This window comes from Pseudomonas sp. GW822-FHT03F08 (assembly GCF_058801265.1).
The window spans coordinates 215,642-241,995 of the sequence record NZ_JBXANC010000001.1 but is presented as its reverse complement, the minus strand read 5'-3'; the positions used below and the strand labels follow the sequence as shown (position 1 = coordinate 241,995).

The following is a 26,354-nucleotide window of genomic DNA, read 5'->3' as shown; positions in this document are numbered from 1 at the left end:
ACAAAGAATTAAAGAATATTTATCTATCGTGTGAATCGAGGTCTTCATGAACAGCTATCAGCTACCCCGTGTGAAGGAAAAAGACACCCATAGCAAAGTGATCGGTTACCTGCTGTGGATCTTCGGTTTTACCGGTTCTCACCGCTTCTATTACGGCAAGCCGGTGACCGGAACGATCTGGTTTTTCACCTTCGGGCTGCTGGGGATCGGCTGGCTGATCGACGTGTTCCTGATCCCGGCGATGGATCGGGAAGCGGACCTGCGCTTTGCGGCGGGGCCGATCGAATACAACGTGGCGTGGATCCTGCTGACGTTCCTCGGGGTGTTCGGTGTGCACCGGATGTATCAAGGCAAGTGGATCACTGGCTTGCTGTACCTGCTGACCGGCGGATTGTTCTTTATTGGCGTGCTGTATGACTTCTGGACGCTGAACGATCAGGTGTCGGTGCGTAATGCCGAAGGGCGGGGCGCTTTTCAGTAAGTGATGGCGAGGGAGCAAGCTCCCTCGCCATTTTTTTATGCCTGGTGGCTGATCCGGCCATCCACCAAGGTGTAACGCACCACACTCGGCAGGCTATGACCGAGGAACGGGCAGTTCTCGCCCTTCGATAGCCAGGTTTCGCCGGCAACGGTCGAGGCCTTCGGATCGAACAGCACGATATCCGCCGCGCCACCCACCGCCAGTTTGCCCGCCGGCAGGCGCAAGGCCTCGGCCGGGCCGGCGCTCAGGCGTGAGAGCAGGGTCGGCAGGTCCAGCAGACCGTCCTCGACCAGCGTCATCGCCAGCGGCAGCAGCAGCTCGACGCTGCTGATGCCCGGCTCGGTCGCGCCGAACGGTGCCAGTTTCGCATCGCGCTCGTGGGGTTGGTGATGGCTGGAAATCGCCGAGACCACGCCGGACTTCACCGCTTCACGCAGGCCGTCGCGGTCGGCGCGGGTGCGCAGCGGCGGTTGCACGTGATACAGGCTGCTGAAGTCGATCAGCGCTTCGTCCGTCAGGATCAACTGATACAGGGCGACATCCGCCGTGACTTTCAAACCACGGGCTTGTGCCTGAGCGATCAGCGCAACGCCGCGAGCGCTGGTGAGCTGGCTGAAATGCGCACGCACGCCGGTCTGCTCGACCAGCAGCAGGTCACGGGCCAGGGCCACGGTTTCAGCGGTTTCTGGAATGCCCGGCAAGCCGAGGAAGCTGGCGGTGGCGCCTTCGTGGGCCAGGCCGCCGTCGGCCAGGTCGTGATCCTGCGAATTGAAAATCACGGTCAGGTCGAAGGTCGCCGCGTAATCCAGCGCCCGGCACAGGGTGCGGGTGTTGCGGAAGCTTTCCAGGCCGTTGCCGAACGCCACGCAACCGGCGTCGCGCAGGGCCACCAGCTCGGCGAGCTGTTCGCCGTCCAGACCTTTGCTCAGAGCGCCGATCGGGAACACCTTGGTGTTGCCGGCTTCGCGGGCGCGGTCGAGGATCAGCTCGGCCACTGCGGAGGTGTCGAGCACCGGCTTGGTTTTCGGCGGGCAGCACAGGCTGGTCACGCCGCCGGCCGCCGCAGCGCGGGTTTCGCTGGCGATGGTGCCTTTGCGGCTGTAGCCCGGCTCGCGCAGGGCGACGTTCAGGTCTACGAGACCTGGAGCGGCCACCAGGCCTTGGGCATCGATGGTTTCGAGGGCAGTGAAACCGGCCGGTGCGGCGCCGAGGGCGACGATCTTGCAGGCTTCAACGTGAATATCGGTGACTTGATCCAGGCCGCTGCTTGGATCGATGACGCGGGCGCCGAGAATGCTGAGCTTCACTGGGCGTTCTCCTGCTCGAATTGGCGCTGGGCTGTTTGTCCGCTCATGGCCATCGACAACACGGCCATACGGATCGCGATGCCGTAGGTGACTTGATTGAGGATTACCGAGTGCGGGCCGTCGGCCACCGCCGACTCGATCTCCACGCCGCGGTTGATCGGCCCCGGGTGCATGACGATGCAATCGGGCTTGGCGCCGGCCAGGCGCGCGGTGGTCAGGCCGAACAGGCGGTAGAACTCGCCTTCGCTCGGCAGCAGGCCGCCGGTCATGCGCTCACGCTGCAGGCGCAGCATGATCACCACGTCGACGTCTTTCAGGCCTTCGGTCATGTCGGTGTAGACCTTCACGCCGTATTGCTCGATGCCGATCGGCAGCAGGGTTTTCGGTGCGATCACGCGGATGTCCGGGCAACCGAGGGTCTTCAGGGCGAGCATGTTCGAGCGCGCCACCCGCGAGTGCAGGATGTCGCCGACGATGGCCACCGAGAGGTTTTCGAAGCTGCCCTTGTGCCGACGGATGGTCAGCATGTCGAGCATGCCCTGGGTCGGGTGGGCGTGACGGCCGTCGCCGCCGTTGATGATTGCCACTTGCGGGCACACATGTTCGGCGATGAAGTGCGCAGCGCCCGAATCACCGTGGCGTACGACGAACATGTCGGCGGCCATGGCTTCGAGGTTGCGCAGGGTATCGAGCAGGGTTTCGCCCTTGCTGGCCGACGAAGTCGACACGTTCAGGGTGATCACGTCCGCCGACAGCCGCTGGGCCGCCAGTTCGAAGGTGGTGCGCGTGCGGGTGGAGTTTTCGAAGAACACGTTGCACACGGTCTTGCCGCGCAGCAACGGGACCTTCTTCACGGCCCGTGCGCCGACTTCGAGGAACGAGTCGGCGGTGTCGAGGATTTCCGTCAGCAACTCGCGGCGCAGGCCGTCGAGCGAGAGGAAGTGGCGCAGCTGGCCCTGATCATTGAGCTGCAGCGGGCGCTTGGTATCTAGAGGCGTCATCGCGAAGGGGACTCTCAATAGGGCGGATTAAAGGGCGAGGTCTTGCAGTTCGAGGGCCAGCTCCGGGCCGGACAGCTTCACTCGTTCGTGGGGGGCGAGCGACAGCGTCGCGCCGACCACGTTCGGGCGGATCGGCAGTTCGCCGGCGTCCAGGTCCAGCAGGCAGACCAGCGTCACGCTGGCCGGGCGGCCGTAGTCGAACAGTTCGTTCATGGCGGCGCGGATGGTGCGGCCGCTCATCAGTACGTCGTCGATCAGTACCAGATGCTGGCCTTCGATTTCGAAGGGCAGGGCGGACGGGCGCACTTGCGGGTGCAGGCCGTTCTGGCTGAAGTCGTCGCGGTAGAAGGAAACATCCAGCGTGCCCAATGGCGCATCGCTGCCCAGCTCTTCGAGCAGGGCCTGGGCGACCCAGACGCCACCGGTGCGGATGCCGATGTAACGCGGTTCGCTGATATCACGCTGGGCAAGGTGCGCCTTGAGGCGGGACGCCATCTGGCTGATCAGATCGGCGGGATTGGGCAGGCTCATGGTTGCTCCTTCTTGGGGTCGAGCCGGTTCTCGCGAACCGAGGCTCGGGTTGTAACCAAAAGAAAAGCGCCGTAGCGCTTGTCAGGATTCAAATAGTGCGGTGTTTTCGTCGAGCCAGCCTTGCAGCAGCAAGGCGGCGGCGATGGCGTCCACCGGGTTGTCGCGGTAACTGCCTTTCTGCCCGCCGCGCACCAGTCGTTCGCCTTTGGCTTCGAAGGTCGTCAGGCGCTCGTCGTGGGTATAGAAGGGCAGGTTGTAGCGGCCGTTGAGGCGACGGGCGAATTTCTCGGCGCGCAGGCACATCTCGCTTGGCGTGCCGTCCATGTTCAGCGGCAGGCCGACCACCACGGCGTCGGGTTTCCATTCCTTTATCAGGGCTTCGACCTGATTCCAGTCCGGCACACCGTTCTGTGCCTTCAAGGTGCACAGCTCGCGGGCCTGGCCGGTAATCACCTGGCCGACCGCCACGCCGATCTGTTTGGTGCCGTAGTCGAAGCCGAGGATCAGGCGCAGGGCCATCAGGCGTGCCCTGCCTGGCTGGTCAGCAGATTGAGGTTGATCCCCAAATGCTTGGCCGCCGCTTCCAGACGCAGCTCGCTGCTGGTGTTGAACAGGATGTCGGCGTCGTACGGGCAGGTCAGCCAGGCGTTGTCGGCCATTTCAGCCTCCAGTTGCCCGGCTTCCCAGCCGGCGTAGCCGAGGGCGATCAGGCTTTTCGCCGGGCCCACGCCGTCAGCGATGGCAAACAGCACGTCTTGGGAAGTGGACAGTGCCAGCTCGCCTTCCAGTTCGACGGTCGCCTGGAAGGTCTTGCCCGCCGGGTGCAGCACGAAACCGCGATCGGTCTGCACCGGGCCGCCGATGAAGATCGGCACATGCTGGCACAGCGCTGGCGGATCGATGTCCGGGCGCAGTTGCTCGAGGATGTCGGCCAGATTCAGCTCTTGCGGTCGGTTGACCACCAGCCCCATGGCCCCATTGGCCGTGTGCTCGACGATGTAGGTCAAGGTGTGGGCAAAGTTCGGGTCGGCCATGTGTGGCATGGCGATCAGGAAGTGATGCTTGAGGTAGCTGGGGCTGACGTTTTTCATGTGCGGTAGTGTGGCGTTCGGGGGGCGAACTGACAAGCTGGAGCGGTCAAAAGATCGGCTCAGTTGCTGGACAACCGGTCGCCCCGGGCGAATTTCCAGGTACGGATGATTTCCAGCCGGTCGATGTCCGACAGATCCCCGGTAAACGGTGCGAAAGGCGCGGCCAGCCGCACGATGCGCTGCGCCGCCTGATCCAGCAGTGGCTGGCCGGAGGATTCCAGCACCAGCACTTCATACAGCGAGCCGTCGCGGTTGATCGACACCATCAGGCGCAGATTGCCGTAGATCTGCTGGCGACGGGCTTCGTCGGGGTAATTGAGGTTGCCGATGCGCTCGACCTTCTTGCGCCATTCGTCCTTGTACCAGGCGCCCTTGTCGCGCATGGTCGAGGCCGCGCTCAGGCGGTGGATGCGCGGGCGCTTGGCGTACAGCTGTTGTTCGTTGGCCAGTTCGGCTTCCAGGCTGGCGATGTCGCTGGAGAGCTGCGAGCTGTCGAAAGTCGGGGCGTCGACCGTCGGTTTGGTCTCGGTCTTGGCTTCTTCTTTCTTGGTCGGTGCCTTTTTCGGTTTCGGCGCGACGGTGGTCACGGCTGCCTTGGGCGCGGCTTCCTGCACTTGCGGCTTGGCGGCCGGCGGCGGGGTGACTTTCTTGACCTGATTGTCCTGGAACGGCGCGACCTCGGTGGTCTTGGGGATCGCCTTCTTGTCGAGGGTGCCGCTGCCTTCCTGGTTTTCCTGAGCGATGAAATCAGCCTTTTTCGGCTTGGTTTCGCTCTTGAAGGTGGCGAGGGTGATTTCCAGGGTTTTGCTGATCTGCTTGGGCTCGACCATGGTGAAACCCACGCCGAGCAGCAGCGCCAAATGGATCAGCGCCGCGAGAAACAGGGTAAATCCGAGGCGATCGACCGGGCGCACGCCTTTATGGGCGAGTTCAGCGGGCAGATCGGACGGAAGTGTCATGACAAGAAAACCAACATCGCGTTTTTCACAGGCCGCGCATGATAACGCAATGTTGGTTTCTCGCCTTGGGCTTCAAGCATCAAGCGACAGGCTGCATGTGACACACATCAAGCTTGCAGCTTTTTCTCGATGGCATCCATCAGCAGGCCGCCGATGTCGGTGCCGAAGGCATTGTCGATCTCGCGGATGCAGGTCGGGCTGGTGACGTTGATTTCGGTCAGGTGTTCACCGATCACATCCAGGCCGACGAACAGCAGGCCCTTCGCGCGCAAGGTCGGGCCGACCTGAGCGGCGATCCAGCGATCCTTGTCGGTCAGCGGACGGGCTTCGCCACGGCCGCCGGCCGCGAGGTTGCCACGGGTTTCGCCCTGGGCCGGAATCCGCGCCAGGCAGTAATCCACCGGCTCTCCGTCGATCATCAGGATGCGTTTGTCGCCATCCTTGATCGCCGGCAGGTACGCCTGGCCCATGATCTGTTGGGTGCCGAGTGCGGTCAGGGTTTCGAGGATCACCGACAGGTTCGGATCGCCGACGCGGTGACGGAAGATCGACGTGCCGCCCATGCCGTCCAGCGGCTTGAGGATCACGTCGCCATGCTTGGCGGCGAATTCACGCAGCACGTCGGCGCGGCGGCTGACCACGGTTGGCGGCGTGCACTGCGGGAACAGCGTGGCGAACAGTTTTTCATTGCAGTCGCGCAGGCTCTGCGGCTTGTTGACCACCAGTACGCCGGCGGCTTCGGCCTGTTCGAGCAGGTAGGTGGAGTAGACGAACTCCATGTCGAACGGCGGATCCTTGCGCATCAGGATCACGTTCAGGTCGCTCAGCGGCAGATCCTGCTCGGCGCCCAGTTCGAACCATTTTTCCGGGTTGGCGAAGACTTTCAGCGGCTTCATCCGCGCCCGTGCCTGACCTTCGCCCTGATAAAGGTCCTGCTGTTCCATATAGAACAGTTCCCAGCCGCGCTTCTGCGCCGCCAGCAGCATGGCCAGCGAGCTATCCTTTTTATAGGAAATGCTGGCGATTGGGTCCATGACTATCCCGACGCGAACGCTCATTGGGTTTTCCTCGAAAATTGGCTACCGGATCGGTATGAAAAAAGTGCCGCCAGAGTGGCTCCGGGCGGGTTTTCGGTCAAGGAAAAACCCGTCGATAGATTGGATCAGGAGACTGTGCTAAAAAGGCTGCCATATCGTGCTGGCCCTTAAGCATCAAGGGTTTCCGGCCATTACGCATCGCAAAACGGACAAATTGATTCGCAAAGGCGACGGTAGAGCCCCCTTATGGAACAGCAGTCCAGCGCCTTGAAGGTCATGGTGATCGACGACTCGAAAACGATTCGTCGCACCGCCGAGACCCTGTTGAAAAATGCAGGGTGCGAAGTCATCACGGCGATCGACGGTTTCGACGCCCTGGCGAAGATCGCCGACAACCACCCCGGGATCATTTTTGTCGACATCATGATGCCGCGTCTGGATGGTTATCAGACCTGCGCTTTAATCAAGAACAACAGTGCTTTCAAGGCAACGCCGGTGATCATGCTGTCGTCCCGCGACGGGCTGTTCGACAAGGCCAAGGGGCGGATTGTCGGTTCCGATCAATTTTTGACCAAGCCTTTCAGCAAGGAAGAACTGCTCGACGCGATTGCGGCCCATGTTCCGGGCTTTACCGCTGATTTGCCGCAGTAAGACACGCACAGTGACGCTCGGCCAGCGGGCCCGGTGTCGACAAGAAAAATGGGGAAGACCATGGCACGTATTCTGATCGTCGATGATTCGCCGACCGAAATGTACAAACTGACCGGCATGCTGGAAAAGCACGGCCACGAAGTGTTGAAAGCCGAAAACGGCGCCGACGGCGTGGCCCTGGCCCGTCAGGAAAAGCCCGACGCGGTGCTGATGGACATCGTCATGCCCGGCCTCAACGGTTTCCAGGCGACCCGCCAATTGACCAAGGACGCTGAAACCAGCCACATCCCGGTCATCATCATTACCACCAAGGATCAGGAAACCGACAAGGTCTGGGGCACTCGCCAGGGCGCCAAGGATTACCTGACCAAACCGGTCGACGAAGACACGCTGATCAAGACCCTGAACAACGTGCTGGCCGGTTGATCGCGCCGCCATGAGCGAGTCGCTGACCGCGTTCGAACTGTTGTGGCAGATCGACCAGCGCTGTCGCCTGCTGGCGGCGGACCTGCCGTCGCAACCGGCGCGCCAGGATCGCTGGAGCGGCATCGGCTTTCGCCTCGGCGAGCACTGGTACGTCGCGCCGATGGGCGAAGTCAGCGAAGTGCTGCCCGAACCGCGTTTCACCCAACTGCCGGGGGTAAAGCCGTGGGTCAAGGGCGTGGCCAATCTGCGCGGGCGGTTGTTGCCGATCATGGACCTGTGCGGATTCTTCGGCCATGAGCTGTCACCCATGCGCAAGCAGCGGCGGGTATTGGTAGTGGAGCATCAGGACGTTTTTGCCGGTGTGCTGGTCGATGAGGTTTTCGGCTTGCAGCACTTCGAGCAAGACAGCTTCGAACCCGTCTCGATCCGTAAACGGCAAGGCTCCAAGGGCGAGTTCGTCAAAGGGTATTTCCGACGCGAGCAGAACTGGCGAGTGTTCAGCCTGTTTGCGCTGGCGCAGTCACCGAGTTTCATGCACGTCGCGGTTTAACAGGCGAGGACCGATGATCAAAGCAAAAACCAGCAAGCCCGCAGAAGGCTCGCGCAGCCGCTCGCAGATCATCGTGCTGTTCATCGCGCTGATCGTGTTCATTATGCTGCTGTTCGCCAATTTCGCTTACCTCAACACCCAGGCCAACTACGACAAACAGTACATCGGCCACGCCGGTGAGCTGCGGGTGCTGTCGCAGCGGATCGCCAAGAACGCCACCGAAGCGGCGGCCGGCAAGTCGGCCGCGTTCAAGCTGCTCAGCGATGCGCGCAACGATTTCGCCCAGCGCTGGGGTTACCTGAAGAAGGGCGACCCGGCCACCGGCCTGCCGCCGGCACCGTCCACCGTGCGCCCGGAAATGCGCGCCGTGCAGCTGGACTGGGAACGCCTGCTGAAAAACACCGACGCCATTCTGTCCAGCGAACAGACCGTGCTGTCCCTGCATCAGGTCGCCGCAACCCTGGCCGAAACCGTGCCGCAGTTGCAGATCGAATACGAAAAAGTCGTCGAGATCCTCCTGCAACGCGGCGCCCCGGCGGCGCAGGTGGCGATGGCCCAGCGTCAGTCGCTGCTGGCCGAGCGAATTCTCGGCGCGGTGAATACCGTGCTCTCCGGCGATGAAAACTCGCAACAGGCTGCCGATGCCTTCGGTCGTGACGCCGCGCGTTTTGGTCAGGTGTTGAACGGCATGCTGCAAGGCAACCCGACGCTGAAGATCAGCCAGGTCGAAGACCGCGACGCCCGCGCTCGTCTGAGCGAGATTTCCGAGCTGTTCCAGTTCGTCTCGGGCTCGGTGGATGAAATTCTCGAAACCTCGCCGGAGCTGTTCAAGGTCCGCGAGTCCGCCACCAACATTTTCAGCCTGTCGCAGACCCTGCTCGACGAAGCCTCGCACCTGGCCACCGGTTTCGAGAACCTCGCCGGCGGGCGCAACACCGACACCATCGGCGGTTACGTGCTGGGCCTGCTGGCGCTGGCGTCGATCATCCTGATCGGCATGGTCATGGTCCGGGAAACCAACCGGCAGTTGCAGGAAACCGCCGAGAAGAACGAACGCAACCAGAACGCGATCATGCGTCTGCTGGATGAAATCGAAGATCTCGCCGATGGTGACCTGACGGTAACGGCTTCGGTGACCGAAGACTTCACCGGGACCATCGCCGATTCGATCAACTATTCGGTCGACCAGTTGCGCGACCTGGTGGCGACCATCAACCTCACCGCCGGCCAGGTCGCCGCTGCGGTGCAGGAAACCCAGGCCACCGCCATGCACCTGGCCCAGGCTTCCGAGCATCAGGCCCAGCAGATTTCCGAAGCCTCGACCGCGATCAACGACATGGCCCAGTCCATCGATCAAGTGTCGGCCAACGCCGCCGAATCCTCGGCGGTGGCCGAGCGTTCGGTGGAGATCGCCAACAAGGGCAACGAGGTGGTGCACAACACCATCCACGGCATGGACAACATTCGCGAACAGATCCAGGACACCGCCAAACGCATCAAGCGTCTGGGTGAGTCGTCCCAGGAAATCGGCGATATCGTCAGCCTGATCGACGACATTGCCGACCAGACCAACATCCTCGCCCTCAACGCGGCGATTCAGGCGTCGATGGCCGGTGACGCCGGGCGCGGTTTTGCGGTGGTTGCCGACGAAGTACAACGGCTGGCCGAACGTTCGTCCGCTGCGACCCGGCAGATCGAGACACTGGTACGGGCGATCCAGACCGACACCAACGAAGCCGTGATTTCCATGGAACAGACCACCACCGAAGTGGTGCGCGGCGCGCGGCTGGCGCAGGATGCCGGTGTGGCCCTGGAAGAAATCGAAGGCGTGTCCAAGACCCTCGCGGCGCTGATCCAGAGCATTTCCAACGCAGCGCAGCAGCAGACGTCTTCGGCCGGGCAGATTTCCCTGACGATGAACGTGATCCAGCAGATCACCTCGCAGACCTCGTCCGGCTCCACGGCCACCGCCGAAAGCATCGGCAACCTGGCGAAAATGGCCAGCCAGTTGCGGCGTTCGGTGTCCGGGTTCACCTTGCCCGCGGCGGCAGCGCCCGCCACGGACAAGGCGTGAGTTCATGTCGAGCGGAGTGGTTATGGGTGACCGGCACGACTACGTGGCCCTCGAATGGGTCAAGGGCGAAATTGCCGAAACGCTGAGGCAGGCGCATCAGGCCATCGAAGCCGTGCTCGACGATCCGCAGTCGGTGCCCGGCCTCGACGAGTGCCTGGCGTGCATCCACCAGGTCCACGGCAGTCTGCAGATGGTCGAGTTCTACGGCGCGGCCTTGCTCGCCGAAGAGATGGAGCACCTGGTCGAAGCCCTGCAGAACGATCGCGTCAGCCACCGCGACGAAGCCTTGCACCTGCTGTTGCAGGCCTTCGGCCAATTGCCGATCTACCTCGATCGCGTGCAAGGTGCCCGTCGTGACTTGCCGTTGGTGGTGCTGCCGCTGATCAATGATCTGCGCAGCGCCCGGGGCGAAAGCCTGTTGTCCGAGACCAGCCTGTTCAGCCCGCAATTGCCCGAGCTGCCGCCGCTGAGCCCTGAAGCGTTGGCCCTGCTGGAACCGGCGGATCTGCCCAATGTGCTGCGCAAGTTGCGGCAGATGTTGCAGATGGCACTGGTGGGATTGCTCCGCGAGCAGGACGACCAGACGCATCTCGGTTACCTGAGCAAAGTCTTCACCCGCCTCGAAGCCTTGAGCGGCGAGGCACCGCTGAGCCCGTTGTGGCAGGTCGCCTCGGCGCTGGTCGAGGGCATGCGCGAAGGCCGGATCGCCAACAGCCCGGCCCTGCGCAGCCTGTTCAAGGACGCCGACAAGGAACTCAAGCGTCTGCTCGAGCAAGGCATGGCCGGCCTCAACCAGCCACCGCCGCCCGAGCTGTTCAAAAGCCTGCTGTTCTATATTGCCAAAGCCGAACATCCCACCGGGCAGATGCTGACCATGAAAGATCGCTACTCCCTGGACGACGCGTTGCCCGACAGCGCGATGGTCGACGAAGAACGCGCGCGCCTGGCCGGCCCCGACCGCGATGCCATGCGCTCGGTGCTCGCGGCGTTGTGCGAAGAGCTGGTGCGGGTCAAGGAGCGCCTCGACCTGTTCGTGCGCAGCGACCGCCAGCACACCTCGGATCTGGACAGCCTGCTGGCGCCGCTGCGGCAGATCGCCGACACCCTCGCGGTGCTCGGTTTCGGACAGCCGCGCAAGGTCATCATCGATCAACTGGCGGTGGTGCTCAGCCTCGCTCAGGGTCAGCGCGAACCGAACGACGCCACGTTGATGGACGTCGCCGGTGCCTTGCTTTACGTCGAAGCGACGCTGGCCGGAATGGTCGGCACGGTGGAACCGGAGAGCCCGGAAGACTCGCGCCTGCCAACCACCGACCTGACGCAGATCCATCAGATCGTGATCAAGGAAGCGCGTATCTGCCTGCAACAGGCCAAGGACATGATCGTCGACTACATCGACGCCGACTGGGATCGCCAGCAACTGCAACCGTTGCCAGCGCTGCTGACCCAGGTGCGCGGCGCACTGGCGATGATTCCGTTGACCCGTGCGGCGAGCCTGCTGGAAGCCTGTAACGGGTTCATCCGCGAGCATCTGCTGCTCGATCCCCATGAGCCGGGCTGGCAGCAACTGGATAACCTCGCCGATGTCATCACCAGCCTTGAGTATTACCTCGAACGCCTGACCGATGACCCGCAGGCGCCGAGCGAGCAACTGCTGGACGTGGCGCAGAAAAGCCTGGCCAGCCTCGGCTACTTTCCTGACGAGCCGCCCAGCGAACAACGGGTGCCGCTGCTCGACGATGTGCTCAGCCCCAGCGAAGCGCTGGTGATGCAGGACCTTCAGGAACTCGATGACCCGGACATCGTGCAGTCGCTGGCCGACGTACTGGCCAGCCCGGTGTCGGCGGTCAACCCGCCAGCGCTGACCACGCCCGGCAGTCTGCTGCCGCCACCGGCCGATGAAGAGCCGGTGGACGACGAGTTGCGTGAGGTGTTCCTCGAAGAGACCGAGGAAGTGCTCGATGTGCTGCGCGAATACCTGCCGCGCTGGACCGCCGATCCGCAGGATCGCACAGCCCTGAGCGAACTGCGCCGGGCCTTTCACACCTTGAAAGGCAGCGGACGCATGGTGCGTGCACTGGTTCTCGGCGAACTGGCCTGGGCGGTGGAAAACCTGCTCAATCGCGTGCTGGAGCACAGCGTCGAGCCGGGCCCGGCGGTGCAACAATTGCTCGCCGATACGTTGCTGTTGCTGCCGGACCTGATTGCCGAATTCGCCATCAACCACCAGCGCCAGCGTCAGGATGTCGATCAACTGGCGGCTCGCGCCCACGCCTTGGCCAAGGGCGACACGCCGCTGCCGGCCGAAGACGTGGAAGACGTCGCGGCGCTCGATCCGCTGTTGCTGGAGATTTTCCGCAACGAAGCCGAAACCCACCTCGCCAGCCTCAACCGCTTCCTCGATCAGGCCGCCGAACACGTGCCGTTGCAGGCCAGCGATGAATTGCAGCGAGCGCTGCACACCCTCAAGGGCAGCGCGTCGATGGCCGGCGTATTGCCGATCGCCGAACTGGCGGCGCCGCTGGACAAACTGGCCCGGGAATACAAGGCCCATCAACTGGCGCTGGACCTCGACGAAGTGGAATTGCTGCTGGAAGCCGAGGGCCTGTTCCGCGTCGGTCTGCGTCAGCTCAAGCACGATCCGCTGGCGCCGATTGTCGGTGCCCAGTCGTTGATCAAACGCACTGAAACCCTGCTGAGTGAGCGGCTGGAATCGATCCTCAATGCGCCGAGCAGCAGCTTGCGGGTCAAGCGTGATCCGCAACTGATCAACAACTTCCTGGCCCAGGGCATGGACATCCTGCTCGACGCCGAAAACCTCCTGCAACGCTGGCAGCAGCACCCCGGCGAACGCCAGGAACTCAGCGCGCTGCTGGATGAACTGACGACCCTCGGCGAGGGCGCGCACCTGGCAGATCTGCTGCCGGTGGATGTGTTGTGCGAAGCCTTGCTCGACCTGTATGGCGCGGTGGAAGAAAGCAGCCTGGCGGTCAGCGAGCGGTTCTTCCTTGAGGCGCAACACGCTCACGAAGCGCTGATCAACATGCTCGACGAACTGGCCGCCGGCCAGGAAATTACCCCGCAACCGCAGCGCATTCGTGCGCTGCACGAACTGCTCGACGAAAGCCTCGACCCGTCGGCCATGGGCCTGATTCGCAGCGACGGCAGTCGAACCCTGAGCATTTCCGAACTGGGCAGCGCCACTGCCGAACTGCAAAAAAGCACCACCGGGATCGCCCCGGATGACGAGATCGTCGAGATCTTCCTCGAAGAGGCGGTGGACATCCTCGACAGCGCCGGGCAAGCCTTGCAGCGCTGGTTGAACGACCCGGAAAACGGCGCGCCGCTGTCGTCGCTGCAACGGGATCTGCACACTCTCAAGGGCGGTGCGCGAATGGCCGAGGTCGAGGCCGTCGGTGATCTTGCCCAGGAACTGGAGAGCCTTTACGAAGGCCTGGTGGATCGCCGCTACAACCACAGCGATGCCTTGGGCCGGCTGTTGCTGCAAAGCCATGACCGCCTGGCGTTGTTCCTCGATCAACTGCATGACCATCAGCCGTTGAAACCGGCCCAGGAGTTGATCGACGCGATCCGCCAATTCCGTCAGGGTCAGGCCGGCAGTCCCGAGACACCGCCCGCCGTCGCCAGCCATGACGGCCCGGGGCACGATCCGGAATTGCTGGAAATCTTCCTCGAAGAAGGTTTCGACATCATCGAAAACTCCGGCGCCGCGCTGCTGCGCTGGCAGGCCGAGCCCGGCAATCGCCAGGAAGTGGAAACCCTGCTGCGCGACCTGCACACCCTCAAGGGCGGCGCGCGGATGGTGGAAATCGGCCCCATCGGCGACCTCGCCCATGAGCTGGAATACCTGTACGAAAGCCTGTCCTCCGGCACCCTGCAGGGCAGCGCCGAACTGTTTGCCCTGTTGCAGCGCGGCCATGACCGGTTGGCGCAGATGCTCGACGCGGTGCGCGCCGGCCAGCCGTGCCCGCCAGCGGATCGACTGATCAGCGCGATCCAGAATTTCAGCCACCCGGTGGCCGCACCAACGCCACCGCTGTTGTTGCCGGCGCCGGTTAAAACCGAAGCCACCGCCCCCGTCCCCGAGGCCGGCGCGGACATGGTCAAGGTCTCCGCCGAACTGCTCGATGACTTGGTCAACCTCGCGGGCGAAACCTCGATTTTCCGTGGGCGTATCGAGCAGCAAGTCAGCGATGCACAGACAGCCCTGAACGAGATGGAAACCACCATCGAGCGCATGCGCGATCAGTTGCGCCGGCTCGATACCGAAACCCAGGGGCGGATTCTCAGTCGTCAGCAAGTGGATGCCGAGCGCCTGGGCTATGAAGAATTCGATCCGCTGGAAATGGATCGCCATTCGCAGTTGCAGCAGTTGTCCCGGGCGCTGTTCGAATCCGCCTCCGACCTGCTCGACCTCAAGGAAACCCTCGACCGGCGCACCCACGACGCCGAGAACCTGTTGCAGCAACAGGGCCGGATCAACACCGAATTGCAGGAAGGCCTGATGCGTACGCGCATGGTGCCGTTCGAGCGCATGTTGCCGCGGCTCAAACGCATCGTCCGCCAGGTTGCCGAAGAGCTGAACAAGGACGTGGCGTTCACCGTCGGCAACGCCGAAGGCGAGATGGATCGCAACGTCCTCGAACGCATGGCCGCACCGCTGGAGCACATGTTGCGCAACGCCGTCGACCATGGTCTGGAGCCGGCCGACGTGCGACTGGCAGCGGGTAAACCGGCCCAAGGACAGATCAGCCTCGACCTGTCCCGCGAGGGCGGCGACATCGTTTTCGACATCCGCGATGACGGCGCCGGCGTGCCGTTGGACGCGGTGCGACGCAAGGCGATCAAGCGTGGCTTGCTGGCGCCGAACGCTGAAATCAGCGACCGCGAAGTGTTGCAGTTCATCCTTCAGCCGGGCTTCTCCACCGCCGAAAAAATCACCCAGATTTCCGGGCGCGGCGTGGGCATGGACGTGGTGCACGAAGAAGTACGGCAACTGGGCGGCACCATGAGCATCGACTCGGTGCCGGGGCAGGGTGTGCATTTTCGCATTCGCCTGCCGTTCACCGTGTCGGTCAACCGTGCGCTGATGGTGCAGTGCGGCGAGGATCAATACGCGATTCCGCTGAACACCATCGACGGCATCGTTCGCGTGTTGCCAAATGAACTGGACGGGCATTTCCGTCACGATCCGCCGCGCTACGAGTACGGCGGCCAGCGTTATGAACTGTGCTATCTGGGCGAGCTGCTGAAAACCGCGCCACGGCCGAAACTGCTCGGCCAGAGCCTGCCGCTGCCGGTGCTGCTAGTGCAATGCAACGAGCGGCACATCGCGGTGCAGGTCGACGCCATGGCCGGCACCCGCGAGATCGTGGTCAAGAGCCTCGGCCCGCAGTTCGCGGCGGTGCAGGGCGTGTCCGGGGCGACGATCCTCGGCGATGGCCGGGTGGTGCTGATCCTCGATCTGCTGGCGCCGATCCGCGCGATGCAGGCGCGGTTGCCGCAGCGTCCGACCGGTCACGAGATTGAAAGCGAGCCGCAGAAGCCGCTGCTGGTGATGGTGGTCGACGACTCGGTCACCGTGCGCAAGGTCACCAGCCGTCTGCTCGAACGCCACGGCATGAACGTGCTGACCGCCAAGGACGGGGTCGACGCAATGTTGCTGCTGGAAGAGCACATGCCGGACCTGATGCTGCTCGACATCGAAATGCCGCGCATGGACGGCTTCGAAGTGGCGACCCAGGTGCGCCACGATGAGCGCCTGCAACACCTGCCGATCATCATGATCACTTCGCGCACCGGGCAGAAACACCGCGACCGCGCCATGGCCATCGGCGTCAACGACTACCTCGGCAAGCCGTACCAGGAATCGGTGCTGCTCGAAAGCATTGCCCTGTGGAGCAAAAAACATGCATGAGCGGCGTCATAACCAGCGCAGCAGCCAGCTCACCGGGCTGCTGCTGCCGCTGGCCGATCGCAACCTGATCCTGCCCAACGTCGCTGTGGCCGAGCTGATCGACTACCAGTCCAGCGCCTTCGACCTCGATACACCGCCGTGGTATCTGGGCCGGGTGACCTGGCGCGAACGGCAGATTCCGCTGCTGAGTTTCGAGTCGGCGTGCGGCAACAAGATCGTCATCGGCGAACGGGCACGGATTGTCATCCTCAACGCCCTGGGCGGATTGCCGACGCTGCGCTTCATTGCCTTGCTGGTGCAGGGGATTCCGCGCTCCTACAAGCTCGACAGCCAGTTGAGCTATGTCGACGTGCCGCTGTGTGCGCTGGAGCAGGCGGCGGTGCAGGTTGGGGAGCAGGTGGCGAAGGTGCCGGATCTGTTGGCGCTGGAGAAGCTGTTGGTAGATGCCGGCTTGGCGTAATCGTTACTCCAGGCGTAACGATCACGCGCCGCGCTTGATTGATGCCCCTCGAACACACTCCTAAGGTAGCTCCACGACAGCGAACCCCGTGGAGTGAGCATGACAACAACAATTTCCCCCGACTCGCGCTGGACGCGGCGGCGCGACGAGAAGCAGCGTCGCCTCGACAAGGTGCGCGGGCTGGCCGACGGTGTGGTGTTGCCCACCGACAGGATCGTCGCGGCGCTTGAGGCGCTGATCCTGCCCGGCGACCGTGTGGTGCTGGAGGGCAACAACCAGAAGCAGGCGGATTTTCTTTCCCGTGCGCTGGCCAAGGCCGATCCCGAGAAGCTGCACGACCTGCACATGATCATGCCCAGCGTTGGCCGCTCCGAGCACCTCGACCTGTTCGAACGCGGCATCGCCCGCAAACTCGATTTCTCCTTTGCCGGTACCCAGAGCCTGCGCATCAGCCAGTTGCTCGAAGACGGCTTGCTGGAAATCGGTGCGATTCACACCTACATCGAACTCTACGCCCGGCTGGTGGTGGACCTGATCCCCAACGTCGTGCTCTCGGCCGGGTTTATGGCCGACCGTGCCGGCAACATCTACACCGGCCCGAGCACCGAAGACACCCCGGCGCTGATCGAACCGGCCGCGTTCAGTGACGGCATCGTCATCGTCCAGGTCAATCAACTGGTGGACGACGTCAGCGAACTGCCTCGCGTTGACATTCCTGCGTCGTGGGTGGATTTCGTGGTGGTGGCGGACAAGCCGTTCTACATCGAGCCGCTGTTCACCCGCGACCCTCGGCACATCAAACCTGTGCATGTACTGATGGCGATGATGGCGATCCGCGGGATCTACGAAAAACACAATGTGCAGTCGCTGAACCACGGCATCGGTTTCAACACCGCGGCCATCGAACTGATCCTGCCGACCTACGGCGAATCCCTCGGCCTCAAGGGCAAGATCTGCCGCAACTGGACGCTCAACCCGCACCCGACGCTGATCCCGGCCATCGAAAGCGGCTGGGTCGAAAGCGTGCATTGTTTCGGCACCGAACTGGGGATGGAAAACTACATCGCCGCGCGGCCGGACGTGTTCTTCACCGGGCGTGACGGTTCGCTGCGTTCCAACCGAATGTTCTGCCAACTGGCCGGGCAATACGCGGTGGACCTGTTCATCGGCGCAACCCTGCAAGTCGATGGCGATGGCCATTCCTCCACCGTGACCCGTGGTCGCCTCGCCGGTTTCGGCGGCGCACCGAACATGGGGCACGACCCACGCGGTCGCCGTCACGGCACTCCAGCCTGGCTCGACATGCGCCATGACGATTCGCAGCAACCGATGCTCGAACGCGGCAAGAAACTCGTGGTGCAAATGGTCGAGACCTTCCAGGAGGGCGGCAAACCGACCTTCGTCGAAACCCTCGATGCGGTGGAGGTGGCAAAGAAAAGCGGCATGCCGCTGGCGCCGATCATGATCTACGGCGACGACGTCACTCACTTGCTCACCGAAGAGGGCATCGCCTATCTGTACAAGGCGCGCTCGCTGGAAGAGCGTCAGGCGATGATCGCAGCGGTGGCCGGCGTCACCGCCATCGGCCTGCGGCACAACCCGAAAGACACCGAACGCATGCGCCGCGAAGGCCTGATCGCCTTGCCCGAAGACCTCGGCATCCGCCGCACCGACGCCACCCGCGAACTGCTCGCGGCGAAGAGCGTGGCCGATCTGGTCGAGTGGTCCGGCGGCCTCTACAACCCGCCCGCCAAGTTCAGGAGCTGGTAATGCACGCACTCAACCTGCAACCGAAAACCATCACCCTCGCGGAACGGCTGGCGGACCTGGCAGTGGACGCGCTGATCGACGAAGCCGATCTGTCGCCGAAACCGGCGCTGGTCGACCGTCGCGGCAATGGTGCGCATACCGATCTGCACCTGGGATTGATGCACGCTTCGGCGCTGGCGCTGTGGCCGGCGTTCAAGGAAATGGCCGAGGCCGCGCTTGAGTTCGGCGAGATCGGCTTGCCGCTGCGTGAAGCCATCGGCCGTATCGGACGGGAAGGGGAGCAAGCGATGCTCGCCACCACCCACGGCGTGAACACCCATCGCGGGGCGATCTGGGCGTTGGGCCTGCTGGTCACGGCCGCTGCGCTGGATACCAAATCCACCAGCGCCAGCGCCGTCACTCTGCGCGCCGCACGTCTGGCGTTGCTCGATGACCGTTATGCGCCGCGCCCGCTGAGCCACGGCGCCCAAGTCGCCCAACGCTACGGCGCTCGCGGTGCCCGGGAAGAAGCGCAGCTCGGCTTCCCGTCCGTAGTGCAGCGCGGCTTGCCGCAGCTCAAACGCAGCCGCGTCGCCGGCCATGGCGAACAGAACGCCCGGCTTGATGCCTTGCTCGCGATCATGACCGACCTCGCCGACACCTGCGTCCTGTACCGCGCCGGCGAACCGGGCCTGCACGCCATGCAGCACGGCGCCCAGGCAGTGCTCGACGCCGGTGGCAGCGCCAGCCTCACCGGTCGCCGCCGCTTGCACGAGCTGGATCAACAACTCATCGCATTGAATGCCTCGCCCGGTGGCGCCGCCGACTTGCTCGCCGCCACGTTATTGCTCGACCGGATCGAGTGCGACGGCATCCTTCAGGGAGCGTTTTGATGGAAACCTTATCTTTTGAATTCCCCGCCGGGCAGCCGCCACGTGGTCGGGCGCTGGTCGGATGTGTCGGTTCCGGCGATCTGGAAGTGCTGATCGAACCGGGCCTCGCCGGCAAGTTGACGATCAACGTGCAGACCTCGGTCAACGGCGCGCAGCAGCGCTGGCAGCATCTGTTCGCACGGATGTTCGACGGCACCACACCGCCGGCGATGGCCATCGATATCCACGACTTCGGTGCGACCCCGGGCGTGGTGCGCCTGCGTCTGGAACAAGGCTTCGAGGAGATCGGCCATGACTGATACCTCAGCGCTTCTGCACAAACATTCGTTCGTCGAACTTGGCGCACGGCAGCGGGCGAAAGCCTTGCTCGACGCCGGTACTTTCCGCGAACTGCTCGACCCGTTTCAACGCGTCATGTCGCCGTGGCTGGAACGTCAGGGCGTGGTACCGCAGGCCGATGACGGCGTGGTCATCGCCAAGGGCAGCCTCGACGGTTTGCCGGTGGTGATCGCGGCGATTGAAGGCGCGTTTCAGGGCGGCAGCCTCGGTGAAGTCGGCGGCGCCAAAATCGCCGGCGCGCTGGAGCTGGCCGCGGAAGACAACCGCAAAGGCATCCCGACCCGCGCCATTCTGTTGCTGGAAACCGGCGGCGTGCGCTTGCAGGAAGCCAACCTCGGACTGGCCGCGATTGCCGACATCCACGCGGCGATTGTCGATCTGCAGCAATACCAACCGGTAGTCGGCGTGGTGGCCGGCAGTGTCGGTTGCTTTGGCGGCATGTCGATTGCCGCCGCCCTGTGCAGCTACTTGCTGGTGACCCAGGAAGCACGCCTCGGCCTAAACGGCCCGCAGGTGATCGAGCAGGAAGCCGGGATCGAGGAATACGACTCCCGCGACCGGCCCTTCATCTGGAGCCTGACCGGTGGCGAGCAACGGTTTGCCAGTGGCCTGGTGGATCGCTATGTCGCCGATGACGTGGCGCAGATTCGCCAACAGGTCGGCGAGTTGCTGCAACAAGGCTTGCCGCTGCAACCGCGCAGCCAGCGGGCCGAATGGTTCCTGCAACGTCTGGCGAGCCTGGACACTGACAAGCAAATCGAGCCTTCGGTGGTTCGCGATCTGTATCAAGGAGAGCGCTCATGAGCGGTTATTCCGTGCGCGGTTTGAACTGGTTCAACGCCTTGAGCGCTGGCGCGAATGTGGTTGAAGGTTTGCCGCCATCGTTGAAGGTCGCCGACGGCCCACTTGGGCGCTTTATCGCGGTGGTCGCCGATCCGCAAAACCGTTTCCCTCGCGCTCGCAACGGTGAAGTCGGGTTGCTCGAAGGCTGGGGTCTGGCCAAAGCGGTGGATGACGCAATCACCGCTGACCGTGACAAAACACAAAAACGTCCCTTAATTGCCATCGTCGATGTGCCGAGCCAGGCCTACGGTCGCCGCGAAGAAGCCCTCGGCATTCATCAGGCTCTGGCCGGTGCGGCGGACGCTTACGCCCGCGCTCGTCTGGCCGGGCATCCGGTGATTGCATTGTTGGTAGGCAAGGCCATGTCGGGGGCATTTCTGGCTCACGGTTATCAGGCCAATCGCTTGATCGCCCTGCGTGATCCGGGGGTGATGGTGCATGCGATGGGCAAGGCTTCGGCGGCGCGGGTGACCTTGCGCAGCGTCGAAGAACTGGAAGCTCTGGCCTCCAGCGTGCCGCCGATGGCCTATGACATCGACAGCTACGCCAGCCTCGGCTTGCTCTGGGAAACCCTGTCGGTGCAGCAGATCGAACAGCCGACGGCGGAGGATCTGGCGCGGGTCGGCGAATGCCTGAAGCAAGCCATCGGCGATGTTGCCGCGACTGACTTGAGCAATCGTCTCGGCGCGAAAAATCGCGAAGCCTCCAGCCGCGTACGTGAATTGCTGAGGGCGCAGTGGTGAACAGCGTTCTCGCCCACGACCTGCTGTGGGGCATGACGCCGGCGCAGTTGCCGGCGGATGCGCCGCAGTGGGCGATTGATTCGCTGGCTGCCGGGCAACCGGTGGTGGTGCGGCGGGCGTTGAGTGCTGAGGGATTCGTGGCGGTGGGTGTACGCGGTGTGTTGCGCGAGCAGCGGTTGGCGGCGTTCATGGCCATCGATGCGATTGCTTGTCGGGTCAGCCCGGAAGCCCTTTGTCATGTCGAGAGCGAGCGTGATCTACCGGTCATGCAAGCGCTCCGGCAACTGCGGCCGGTGCTTGATGATTGCGGTTGGATCTGGGGCGTCAGTGGCAGTGCCGGGTTTGAGCTTGCGAGCGGCTTTGCGGCAATGCACGAGGCCAGCGATCTCGACTTGATCCTGCGAGCGCCGCAACTGATGACCCGTAATCAGGCGCGCAAACTGGTGGCGCTTTTCGATCAGGCAGCCTGCCGGGTCGACCTGCAATTGCAGACACCATTCGGTGCCGTCGCGCTGCGCGAGTGGGCCGGGAATGCTGCGCGGGTGCTGCTGAAAAATGCCCATGAAGCCTGTCTGGTCAGCGACCCATGGAACCCGCAGGAGCAGGCAGCGTGAGCAGCCTGCTGGTGTTTCCCGGTCAGGGCGCGCAGCAGCCCGGCATGCTCCAGCGTTTGCCTCGGGAAACACTGATCGAGGCCAGTGATGGGCTCGGTGAAGATGTCTTGCGGCTGGATTCCAGCGAAGCGTTGCGCAGCACCCGGGCGGTTCAGCTCTGTCTGCTGATCGCCGGGGTCGCGGCCTCGCGGCAGTTGTTGCAGGCCGGACTCACCGCAGATTACGTGGCCGGCCTGTCCATCGGTGCCTACCCGGCAGCCGTGGTTGCCGGAGCGTTGAGCTTCAGCGATGCGTTGCATCTGGTCAGCCTGCGGGGTGAGTTGATGCAGCAGGCTTATCCACAGGGCTTCGGCATGACCGCGATCATCGGTCTGCAATTGTCCACAGTCGAAGCTTTGCTGGCTCAGGTACACAACGCAGAAACACCGGTGTACCTGGCCAACATCAACGCCGATAACCAGGTGGTGATTGCCGGCAGCGACAAGGCAATGCAAACGGTCGCCGAGTTGGCGCGCAGTCGTGGCGCCGGGCTGGCAAAACGTCTGACGGTTAGCGTGCCGTCGCACTGCCCGTTGCTGGATAAGCCTGCGCAAACCCTCGCCGAAGCGTTCGCCAGGGTTGAACTGAAAACACCGAAAATCGCTTACCTGAGCGGCAGTCGCGCAAGGCCCGTGACCAAGGTTGAAGCGCTGCGCGACGACCTCGCCTTCAACATGTGCCGCGTGGTGGACTGGCGCGGCACCGTGCAAAGCGCCTACGAGCGCGGCGTGCGACTACAGATCGAACTGCCGCCCGGTGCGGTGCTGACCGGGCTGGCGCGCCGGGTGTTCGAACAGGGGACTGTCACTGCCTTCGACAGTGCCCGGCTCGACACCTTGCAGGCGCTGTTGCGAGAGGAGGAGGGCCGCCGACTCTAGACCGCCGCGACTCAGGCTTCGAACAACAAAAACAACATTCGACGATGCACTTTGAGGACTACAACAATGATTATTTACGGTGTGGCGCTGCTGGCGATCTGTACGCTGGCAGGGGTGATCATGGGTGACCTGCTTGGCGTGCTGCTGGGGGTCAAATCCAACGTCGGCGGGGTCGGCATCGCCATGATCCTGTTGATCTGCGCGCGGTTGTGGATGCAGAAACGCGGCGGCATGACCAAGGACTGCGAGATGGGCGTCGGCTTCTGGGGCGCCATGTACATTCCGGTGGTGGTGGCGATGGCTGCGCAACAGAACGTCGTCACCGCCCTGCACGGCGGCCCGGTGGCGGTGCTGGCGGCAATCGGTTCGGTGGTGGTCTGTGGCTGCACGATTGCGCTGATCAGCCGTACCCACAAGGGCGAACCGTTGCCCGATGAACCGGCGGAAGTCTCCCCGGTCGGCACGCCCGTAGGAGGTCGCTGATATGTGGGATCTCATTGAAAAAGGTCTGGAGCACAACGGTCTGGTCACCGCGTTCGCCTTCGTCGGCGTGATCATGTGGGTCTCGGTGATTCTCTCCAAACGCCTGACGTTCGGGCGGATTCACGGCTCAGCGATCGCCATCGTCATCGGCCTGGTGCTGGCCTGGGTTGGCGGCACCATGACCGGTGGGCAGAAAGGCCTGGCGGATCTTTCGCTGTTCTCCGGCATCGGCTTGATGGGCGGCGCGATGCTGCGGGATTTCGCCATCGTTGCCACGGCGTTCGAGGTGCAGGCGACCGAGGCGAAGAAGGCCGGGTTGATTGGCGTGATCGCGCTGCTGCTGGGCACGATCCTGCCGTTCATAGTCGGCGCGTGCATGGCCTGGGCGTTCGGTTACCGCGATGCGGTAAGCATGACCACCATCGGCGCGGGTGCGGTGACTTATATCGTCGGGCCTGTGACCGGCGCAGCGATTGGCGCGACCTCGGATGTGATGGCGTTGTCGATTGCCACCGGGTTGATCAAGGCGATTCTGGTGATGGTCGGCACCCCGGTGGCGGCGCGCTGGATGGGCCTCGACAATCCGCGCTCTGCGATGGTGTTTGGCGGGTTGGCCGGGACCGTGAGTGGCGTGACGGCCGGGCTGGCGGCGACGGATCGGCGGTTGGTGCCTTATGGGGCGTTGACGGCTACGTTTCACACCGGGCTTGGGTGCTTGCTGGGGCCTTCGCTGCTGTTCTTCATCGTGCGCGGGATTGTTGGCTAGGTTCTGAAGATCGCTCCCACGCAGAGCGTGGGAGCGATCATTGGGTGGTCTGGCGATTCGCATACATCCGACACTCCGCCAGCAACGCCAGCAGATTCGGATCCCGCTCCTTGGCCTTCAGGAACACCACGCCAATGTGCTGTTGCAACCGATACTTTTCCTGCAACGGAATCAGCTTCACCCGGTTCTCGTACACCGCCGCAATCCTCCCCGGCAGCAATGCATAACCGACCCCGGAGCTGACCATGCTCAGCAGGGTGAAGATGTCGTTGACCTGCATCGCCACCTTCGGCTCGAACCCCGCCTGGCGGAACACCCGAATACCGTCCTGATGGGTGGCAAAGCCTTGCGTAAGGGTGATGAAGGTTTCGTCGCGGACCTCCGCCAGATCCACTTCGCTGCGTTGGGCGAAGCGGGAATCGGCCGGCGTGGCGAGAAAGATGTCGTCGGAAAACAGTGGAATCTGCTCGCAGTCCGGGTCGTTGACGCTGTCGTCCAGCGACACCAGGATCGCGTCGACTTCCATGTTTTTCAGCTTGTAGAGCAGGTCGATGTTCGAGCCGAGGATCAGATCGATGTTGAGTTCGCTGCGGCGGATCTTCAGGCCCATGATCAGCTGCGGCACGGTCTTCACCGTCAGCGAATACAGCGAGCCGAGCTTGAAGCGTTCTGCCGAGAACCCGGCGGCTTCGCGGGTCAGGCGCACGCTTTCGACCACGTCCTGAATCAGCTTCTGCGCCCGCTCTTCGAGTACATAGGCGCTCTCCAGCGGCGTCAGGTTGCGTCCTTCGTGCTTGAACAACGGGCAGCGCAGGGCGCTTTCCAGCGAATGGATCGCGCGGTGCACGCTGACATTGCTGGTCTGCAACTCGGCGGCGGCGCGGGCGAGGTTGCCGGTACGCATGAAGGCGAGGAACACCTCGAGTTTCTTCAGGGTCAATTCTTCGTCGATCAGCATGGCGCGGACTCTTCTTGGTATCGGTCGATTGTGCCCAAATATCAGGACAGGCGCAGGCCCGCGTTGAACGGAAACATTGCGCTTTTACGCTCAAGGCCCGAGCCTTGCGCGCTGCGGTAATGAAATCGAGGTGTGCGACACATGTATCACGGAGAAAAACTGAACGCCTGGACGCATCTGGTCGGGGCGATAGCGGCGTTTATCGGGGGCGTCTGGATGCTGGTGATTGCCAGCCTCGACGGCAGCCCGTGGAAGATCGTCAGCGTGGCGATTTACGCTTTCACTTTGCTGGTGCTCTACAGCGCATCCACCGTGTACCACAGCGTGCGCGGGCGCAAGAAAGCGATCATGAAGAAGGTCGATCACTTTTCGATCTACCTGCTGATCGCCGGCAGTTACACGCCGTTCTGCCTGGTGACCCTGCGCGGGCCGTGGGGCTGGACGCTGTTCGGGATTGTCTGGGGACTGGCGCTGATCGGCATCCTGCAAGAGATCAAGCCGCGCTCGGAGGCGCGGATCCTGTCGATCGTGATCTACGCGGTGATGGGCTGGATCGTGCTGGTGGCGGTCAAGCCGCTGATCGCGGCGCTGGGGACGGCGGGGTTTGCCTGGCTGGCGTCGGGCGGCGTGTTGTACACCGTCGGGATCATCTTCTTTGCCCTTGATCACCGGTTGCGGCATGCCCACGGGATCTGGCATCTGTTTGTGATCGCCGGGAGCCTGCTGCATTTTGTGGCGATTCTGTTTTACGTTCTGTAATCGCTCCCACAGGTTTAGAAATCACCCCACAGTTGCTGCGCCACCGCCAGCGCCACAACCGGCGCGGTCTCGGTGCGCAGCACGCGCGGGCCGAGGCGGGCGGCGTGGAAGCCGTTGCCTTTGGCCTGCTCGACTTCGGCGTCGGACAAGCCGCCTTCAGGGCCGATCAGGAACGCCAGGGTCGATGGCTTGGCGTGGCTGACCAAGGGTTCGGCCACCGGGTGCAGAACCAGTTTCAGTTCGGCTTCGGTCTGTTTCAACCAGTCGGCCAGCAACACCGGCGGATGAATCACCGGCACCCGCGAACGACCGCACTGCTCGCAAGCGCTGATCGCTACCTGACGCCAGTGCAGCAGGCGTTTGTCGGCGCGTTCATCCTTGAGGCGGACTTCGCAGCGTTCGCTGAAAATCGGGGTGATTTCGTTGACGCCCAGTTCGGTGGCTTTCTGGATCGCCCAGTCCATCCGCTCGCCCCGGGACAGGCCCTGGCCGAGGTGGATTTGCAACGGCGACTCGACCTGGCCGGCGAGTTGTTCGTCGATCCTGACCGTCACGCGCTTCTTGCCGACTTCCAGCAGTGCACCGCGAAACTCGTGGCCGGAGCCGTCGAACAGCTGCACCGCATCGCCCTCGGCCATGCGCAGCACGCGGCTGATGTAATGCGCCTGGGCTTCCGGCAGTTCGTGTTCGCCAATGCTGAGCGGGGCGTCGATAAAGAAGCGGGACAGTCTCATGGTGGTTCTCTTTAATTAGATCGTTCCCACGCTCTGCGTGGGAATGCCTC

26 protein-coding genes are annotated in these 26,354 nt (G+C 63.2%); 17 read left to right on the top strand and 9 right to left on the bottom strand.

The genetic code is table 11. From position 1 onward, the window contains the following. The first annotated feature begins 46 nt into the window (after window positions 1-46). Window positions 47-481, top strand: a complete 435-nt coding sequence (locus tag AC1RME_RS01065) for an NINE protein (RefSeq protein ID WP_096817612.1) — start codon at window positions 47-49, stop codon at window positions 479-481. Between the two features lie 35 nt (window positions 482-516). On the opposite strand, the gene AC1RME_RS01060 is transcribed toward AC1RME_RS01065, so the two are convergent. The 7 genes from AC1RME_RS01060 to gshB all read right to left on the bottom strand — a co-directional run bounded on the left by AC1RME_RS01060 (window position 517) and on the right by gshB (window position 6,428). Then, window positions 517-1,788 carry a dihydroorotase gene (locus AC1RME_RS01060; RefSeq protein ID WP_096817614.1) on the bottom strand — a complete coding sequence of 424 codons (1,272 nt, stop codon included), beginning with the start codon at window positions 1,786-1,788 and terminating at the stop codon, window positions 517-519. Then, window positions 1,785-2,789, bottom strand: a complete 1,005-nt coding sequence (locus AC1RME_RS01055) for an aspartate carbamoyltransferase catalytic subunit (protein ID WP_095164512.1) — start codon at window positions 2,787-2,789, stop codon at window positions 1,785-1,787. The genes AC1RME_RS01060 and AC1RME_RS01055 overlap by 4 nt, the downstream gene beginning before the upstream one ends. A 27-nt stretch (window positions 2,790-2,816) precedes the next feature. Further along, entirely contained in the window at window positions 2,817-3,320 is a 504-nt protein-coding gene (pyrR, locus tag AC1RME_RS01050) for a bifunctional pyr operon transcriptional regulator/uracil phosphoribosyltransferase PyrR (RefSeq protein ID WP_493090280.1), read from the bottom strand. An 81-nt stretch (window positions 3,321-3,401) separates the two neighbouring features. Further along, a complete protein-coding gene (gene ruvX, locus AC1RME_RS01045; protein WP_096817618.1) occupies window positions 3,402-3,839 on the bottom strand; it encodes a Holliday junction resolvase RuvX in 438 nt (145 codons plus the stop codon). Continuing rightward, on the bottom strand, window positions 3,839-4,411 hold the full coding sequence (locus AC1RME_RS01040; RefSeq protein ID WP_096817620.1) for a YqgE/AlgH family protein: 573 nt from the start codon (window positions 4,409-4,411) through the stop codon (window positions 3,839-3,841). The genes ruvX and AC1RME_RS01040 overlap by 1 nt, the downstream gene beginning before the upstream one ends. A 59-nt stretch (window positions 4,412-4,470) precedes the next feature. Continuing rightward, complete coding sequence (locus tag AC1RME_RS01035; RefSeq protein WP_096817622.1) at window positions 4,471-5,370, bottom strand: energy transducer TonB; 900 nt, start codon at window positions 5,368-5,370, stop codon at window positions 4,471-4,473. A 107-nt stretch (window positions 5,371-5,477) separates the two neighbouring features. Next, a complete protein-coding gene (gshB, locus tag AC1RME_RS01030) occupies window positions 5,478-6,428 on the bottom strand; it encodes a glutathione synthase (RefSeq protein WP_096817624.1) in 951 nt (316 codons plus the stop codon). A gap of 225 nt (window positions 6,429-6,653) precedes the next feature. On the opposite strand from gshB, the gene pilG reads away from it, so the two are divergent. The 15 genes from pilG to madM all read left to right on the top strand — a co-directional run bounded on the left by pilG (window position 6,654) and on the right by madM (window position 23,853). Continuing rightward, complete coding sequence (gene pilG / locus AC1RME_RS01025; protein WP_096817626.1) at window positions 6,654-7,058, top strand: twitching motility response regulator PilG; 405 nt, start codon at window positions 6,654-6,656, stop codon at window positions 7,056-7,058. Window positions 7,059-7,118: 60 nt separating this feature from the next. Continuing rightward, window positions 7,119-7,484: a twitching motility response regulator PilH gene (gene pilH / locus AC1RME_RS01020; protein WP_007953328.1), complete on the top strand. Its 366-nt coding sequence runs from the start codon at window positions 7,119-7,121 to the stop codon at window positions 7,482-7,484. Window positions 7,485-7,494: 10 nt separating this feature from the next. After that, window positions 7,495-8,034, top strand: coding sequence for a chemotaxis protein CheW (locus tag AC1RME_RS01015; RefSeq protein ID WP_085731577.1), 540 nt, complete (start codon window positions 7,495-7,497; stop codon window positions 8,032-8,034). A gap of 13 nt (window positions 8,035-8,047) precedes the next feature. After that, a complete protein-coding gene (locus tag AC1RME_RS01010; RefSeq protein ID WP_096817628.1) occupies window positions 8,048-10,108 on the top strand; it encodes a methyl-accepting chemotaxis protein in 2,061 nt (686 codons plus the stop codon). Between the two features lie 22 nt (window positions 10,109-10,130). Next, window positions 10,131-16,046: an Hpt domain-containing protein gene (locus tag AC1RME_RS01005; RefSeq protein ID WP_096817630.1), complete on the top strand. Its 5,916-nt coding sequence runs from the start codon at window positions 10,131-10,133 to the stop codon at window positions 16,044-16,046. Continuing rightward, window positions 16,039-16,506 carry a chemotaxis protein CheW gene (locus AC1RME_RS01000; RefSeq protein ID WP_096817632.1) on the top strand — a complete coding sequence of 156 codons (468 nt, stop codon included), beginning with the start codon at window positions 16,039-16,041 and terminating at the stop codon, window positions 16,504-16,506. Before AC1RME_RS01005 ends, AC1RME_RS01000 begins: the two co-directional genes overlap by 8 nt. Window positions 16,507-16,605: 99 nt before the next feature. Beyond that, on the top strand, window positions 16,606-18,276 hold the full coding sequence (mdcA, locus tag AC1RME_RS00995) for a malonate decarboxylase subunit alpha (RefSeq protein WP_096817634.1): 1,671 nt from the start codon (window positions 16,606-16,608) through the stop codon (window positions 18,274-18,276). Beyond that, window positions 18,276-19,148, top strand: a complete 873-nt coding sequence (locus AC1RME_RS00990; protein WP_096817636.1) for a triphosphoribosyl-dephospho-CoA synthase — start codon at window positions 18,276-18,278, stop codon at window positions 19,146-19,148. Before mdcA ends, AC1RME_RS00990 begins: the two co-directional genes overlap by 1 nt. Beyond that, window positions 19,148-19,447 (top strand): malonate decarboxylase subunit delta, encoded by a 300-nt coding sequence (locus AC1RME_RS00985; protein ID WP_003229075.1) that lies wholly within the window; start codon window positions 19,148-19,150, stop codon window positions 19,445-19,447. Before AC1RME_RS00990 ends, AC1RME_RS00985 begins: the two co-directional genes overlap by 1 nt. Next, window positions 19,440-20,291 carry a biotin-independent malonate decarboxylase subunit beta gene (locus tag AC1RME_RS00980; protein WP_096817637.1) on the top strand — a complete coding sequence of 284 codons (852 nt, stop codon included), beginning with the start codon at window positions 19,440-19,442 and terminating at the stop codon, window positions 20,289-20,291. Before AC1RME_RS00985 ends, AC1RME_RS00980 begins: the two co-directional genes overlap by 8 nt. Beyond that, on the top strand, window positions 20,288-21,073 hold the full coding sequence (gene mdcE, locus AC1RME_RS00975) for a biotin-independent malonate decarboxylase subunit gamma (RefSeq protein ID WP_096817638.1): 786 nt from the start codon (window positions 20,288-20,290) through the stop codon (window positions 21,071-21,073). Before AC1RME_RS00980 ends, mdcE begins: the two co-directional genes overlap by 4 nt. Next, a complete protein-coding gene (locus AC1RME_RS00970) occupies window positions 21,067-21,687 on the top strand; it encodes a malonate decarboxylase holo-ACP synthase (RefSeq protein WP_096817640.1) in 621 nt (206 codons plus the stop codon). Before mdcE ends, AC1RME_RS00970 begins: the two co-directional genes overlap by 7 nt. Next, window positions 21,684-22,604, top strand: a complete 921-nt coding sequence (gene mdcH / locus AC1RME_RS00965) for a malonate decarboxylase subunit epsilon (RefSeq protein WP_096817642.1) — start codon at window positions 21,684-21,686, stop codon at window positions 22,602-22,604. Before AC1RME_RS00970 ends, mdcH begins: the two co-directional genes overlap by 4 nt. A gap of 66 nt (window positions 22,605-22,670) precedes the next feature. Next, the gene (madL, locus tag AC1RME_RS00960) at window positions 22,671-23,087 is read left to right on the top strand and encodes a malonate transporter subunit MadL (RefSeq protein WP_085709094.1); all 417 of its coding nucleotides are present in this window, start codon (window positions 22,671-22,673) and stop codon (window positions 23,085-23,087) included. A gap of 1 nt (window position 23,088) precedes the next feature. After that, window positions 23,089-23,853 (top strand): malonate transporter subunit MadM, encoded by a 765-nt coding sequence (gene madM, locus AC1RME_RS00955; RefSeq protein WP_096817644.1) that lies wholly within the window; start codon window positions 23,089-23,091, stop codon window positions 23,851-23,853. A gap of 37 nt (window positions 23,854-23,890) precedes the next feature. Here the strand turns inward: madM and AC1RME_RS00950 are convergent, their stop codons facing one another. Continuing rightward, on the bottom strand, window positions 23,891-24,811 hold the full coding sequence (locus AC1RME_RS00950) for a LysR family transcriptional regulator (protein WP_096817646.1): 921 nt from the start codon (window positions 24,809-24,811) through the stop codon (window positions 23,891-23,893). Window positions 24,812-24,952: 141 nt separating this feature from the next. Between AC1RME_RS00950 and trhA the strand changes: the two genes are divergently transcribed. Next, the gene (gene trhA, locus AC1RME_RS00945) at window positions 24,953-25,570 is read left to right on the top strand and encodes a PAQR family membrane homeostasis protein TrhA (protein ID WP_039757573.1); all 618 of its coding nucleotides are present in this window, start codon (window positions 24,953-24,955) and stop codon (window positions 25,568-25,570) included. A 14-nt stretch (window positions 25,571-25,584) separates the two neighbouring features. Here the strand turns inward: trhA and AC1RME_RS00940 are convergent, their stop codons facing one another. Next, window positions 25,585-26,304, bottom strand: coding sequence for a 16S rRNA (uracil(1498)-N(3))-methyltransferase (locus AC1RME_RS00940; RefSeq protein ID WP_096817649.1), 720 nt, complete (start codon window positions 26,302-26,304; stop codon window positions 25,585-25,587). Window positions 26,305-26,354 lie beyond the last annotated feature (50 nt).

Excerpts from the sequence above, each read along its gene's own strand:
- AC1RME_RS01065 (WP_096817612.1), top strand. The coding sequence starts at position 47 with ATGAACAGCTATCAGCTACCCCGTGTGAAGGAAAAAGACACCCATAGC.
- AC1RME_RS01055 (WP_095164512.1), bottom strand. The coding sequence starts at position 2,789 with ATGACGCCTCTAGATACCAAGCGCCCGCTGCAGCTCAATGATCAGGGC.
- pyrR (WP_493090280.1), bottom strand. The coding sequence starts at position 3,320 with ATGAGCCTGCCCAATCCCGCCGATCTGATCAGCCAGATGGCGTCCCGC.
- ruvX (WP_096817618.1), bottom strand. The coding sequence starts at position 3,839 with ATGGCCCTGCGCCTGATCCTCGGCTTCGACTACGGCACCAAACAGATC.
- AC1RME_RS01040 (WP_096817620.1), bottom strand. The coding sequence starts at position 4,411 with ATGAAAAACGTCAGCCCCAGCTACCTCAAGCATCACTTCCTGATCGCC.
- AC1RME_RS01035 (WP_096817622.1), bottom strand. The coding sequence starts at position 5,370 with ATGACACTTCCGTCCGATCTGCCCGCTGAACTCGCCCATAAAGGCGTG.
- gshB (WP_096817624.1), bottom strand. The coding sequence starts at position 6,428 with ATGAGCGTTCGCGTCGGGATAGTCATGGACCCAATCGCCAGCATTTCC.
- pilG (WP_096817626.1), top strand. The coding sequence starts at position 6,654 with ATGGAACAGCAGTCCAGCGCCTTGAAGGTCATGGTGATCGACGACTCG.
- pilH (WP_007953328.1), top strand. The coding sequence starts at position 7,119 with ATGGCACGTATTCTGATCGTCGATGATTCGCCGACCGAAATGTACAAA.
- AC1RME_RS01015 (WP_085731577.1), top strand. The coding sequence starts at position 7,495 with ATGAGCGAGTCGCTGACCGCGTTCGAACTGTTGTGGCAGATCGACCAG.
- AC1RME_RS01010 (WP_096817628.1), top strand. The coding sequence starts at position 8,048 with ATGATCAAAGCAAAAACCAGCAAGCCCGCAGAAGGCTCGCGCAGCCGC.
- AC1RME_RS01005 (WP_096817630.1), top strand. The coding sequence starts at position 10,131 with ATGGGTGACCGGCACGACTACGTGGCCCTCGAATGGGTCAAGGGCGAA.
- AC1RME_RS01000 (WP_096817632.1), top strand. The coding sequence starts at position 16,039 with ATGCATGAGCGGCGTCATAACCAGCGCAGCAGCCAGCTCACCGGGCTG.
- mdcA (WP_096817634.1), top strand. The coding sequence starts at position 16,606 with ATGACAACAACAATTTCCCCCGACTCGCGCTGGACGCGGCGGCGCGAC.
- AC1RME_RS00990 (WP_096817636.1), top strand. The coding sequence starts at position 18,276 with ATGCACGCACTCAACCTGCAACCGAAAACCATCACCCTCGCGGAACGG.
- AC1RME_RS00985 (WP_003229075.1), top strand. The coding sequence starts at position 19,148 with ATGGAAACCTTATCTTTTGAATTCCCCGCCGGGCAGCCGCCACGTGGT.
- AC1RME_RS00980 (WP_096817637.1), top strand. The coding sequence starts at position 19,440 with ATGACTGATACCTCAGCGCTTCTGCACAAACATTCGTTCGTCGAACTT.
- mdcE (WP_096817638.1), top strand. The coding sequence starts at position 20,288 with ATGAGCGGTTATTCCGTGCGCGGTTTGAACTGGTTCAACGCCTTGAGC.
- madL (WP_085709094.1), top strand. The coding sequence starts at position 22,671 with ATGATTATTTACGGTGTGGCGCTGCTGGCGATCTGTACGCTGGCAGGG.
- madM (WP_096817644.1), top strand. The coding sequence starts at position 23,089 with ATGTGGGATCTCATTGAAAAAGGTCTGGAGCACAACGGTCTGGTCACC.
- AC1RME_RS00950 (WP_096817646.1), bottom strand. The coding sequence starts at position 24,811 with ATGCTGATCGACGAAGAATTGACCCTGAAGAAACTCGAGGTGTTCCTC.
- trhA (WP_039757573.1), top strand. The coding sequence starts at position 24,953 with ATGTATCACGGAGAAAAACTGAACGCCTGGACGCATCTGGTCGGGGCG.
- AC1RME_RS00940 (WP_096817649.1), bottom strand. The coding sequence starts at position 26,304 with ATGAGACTGTCCCGCTTCTTTATCGACGCCCCGCTCAGCATTGGCGAA.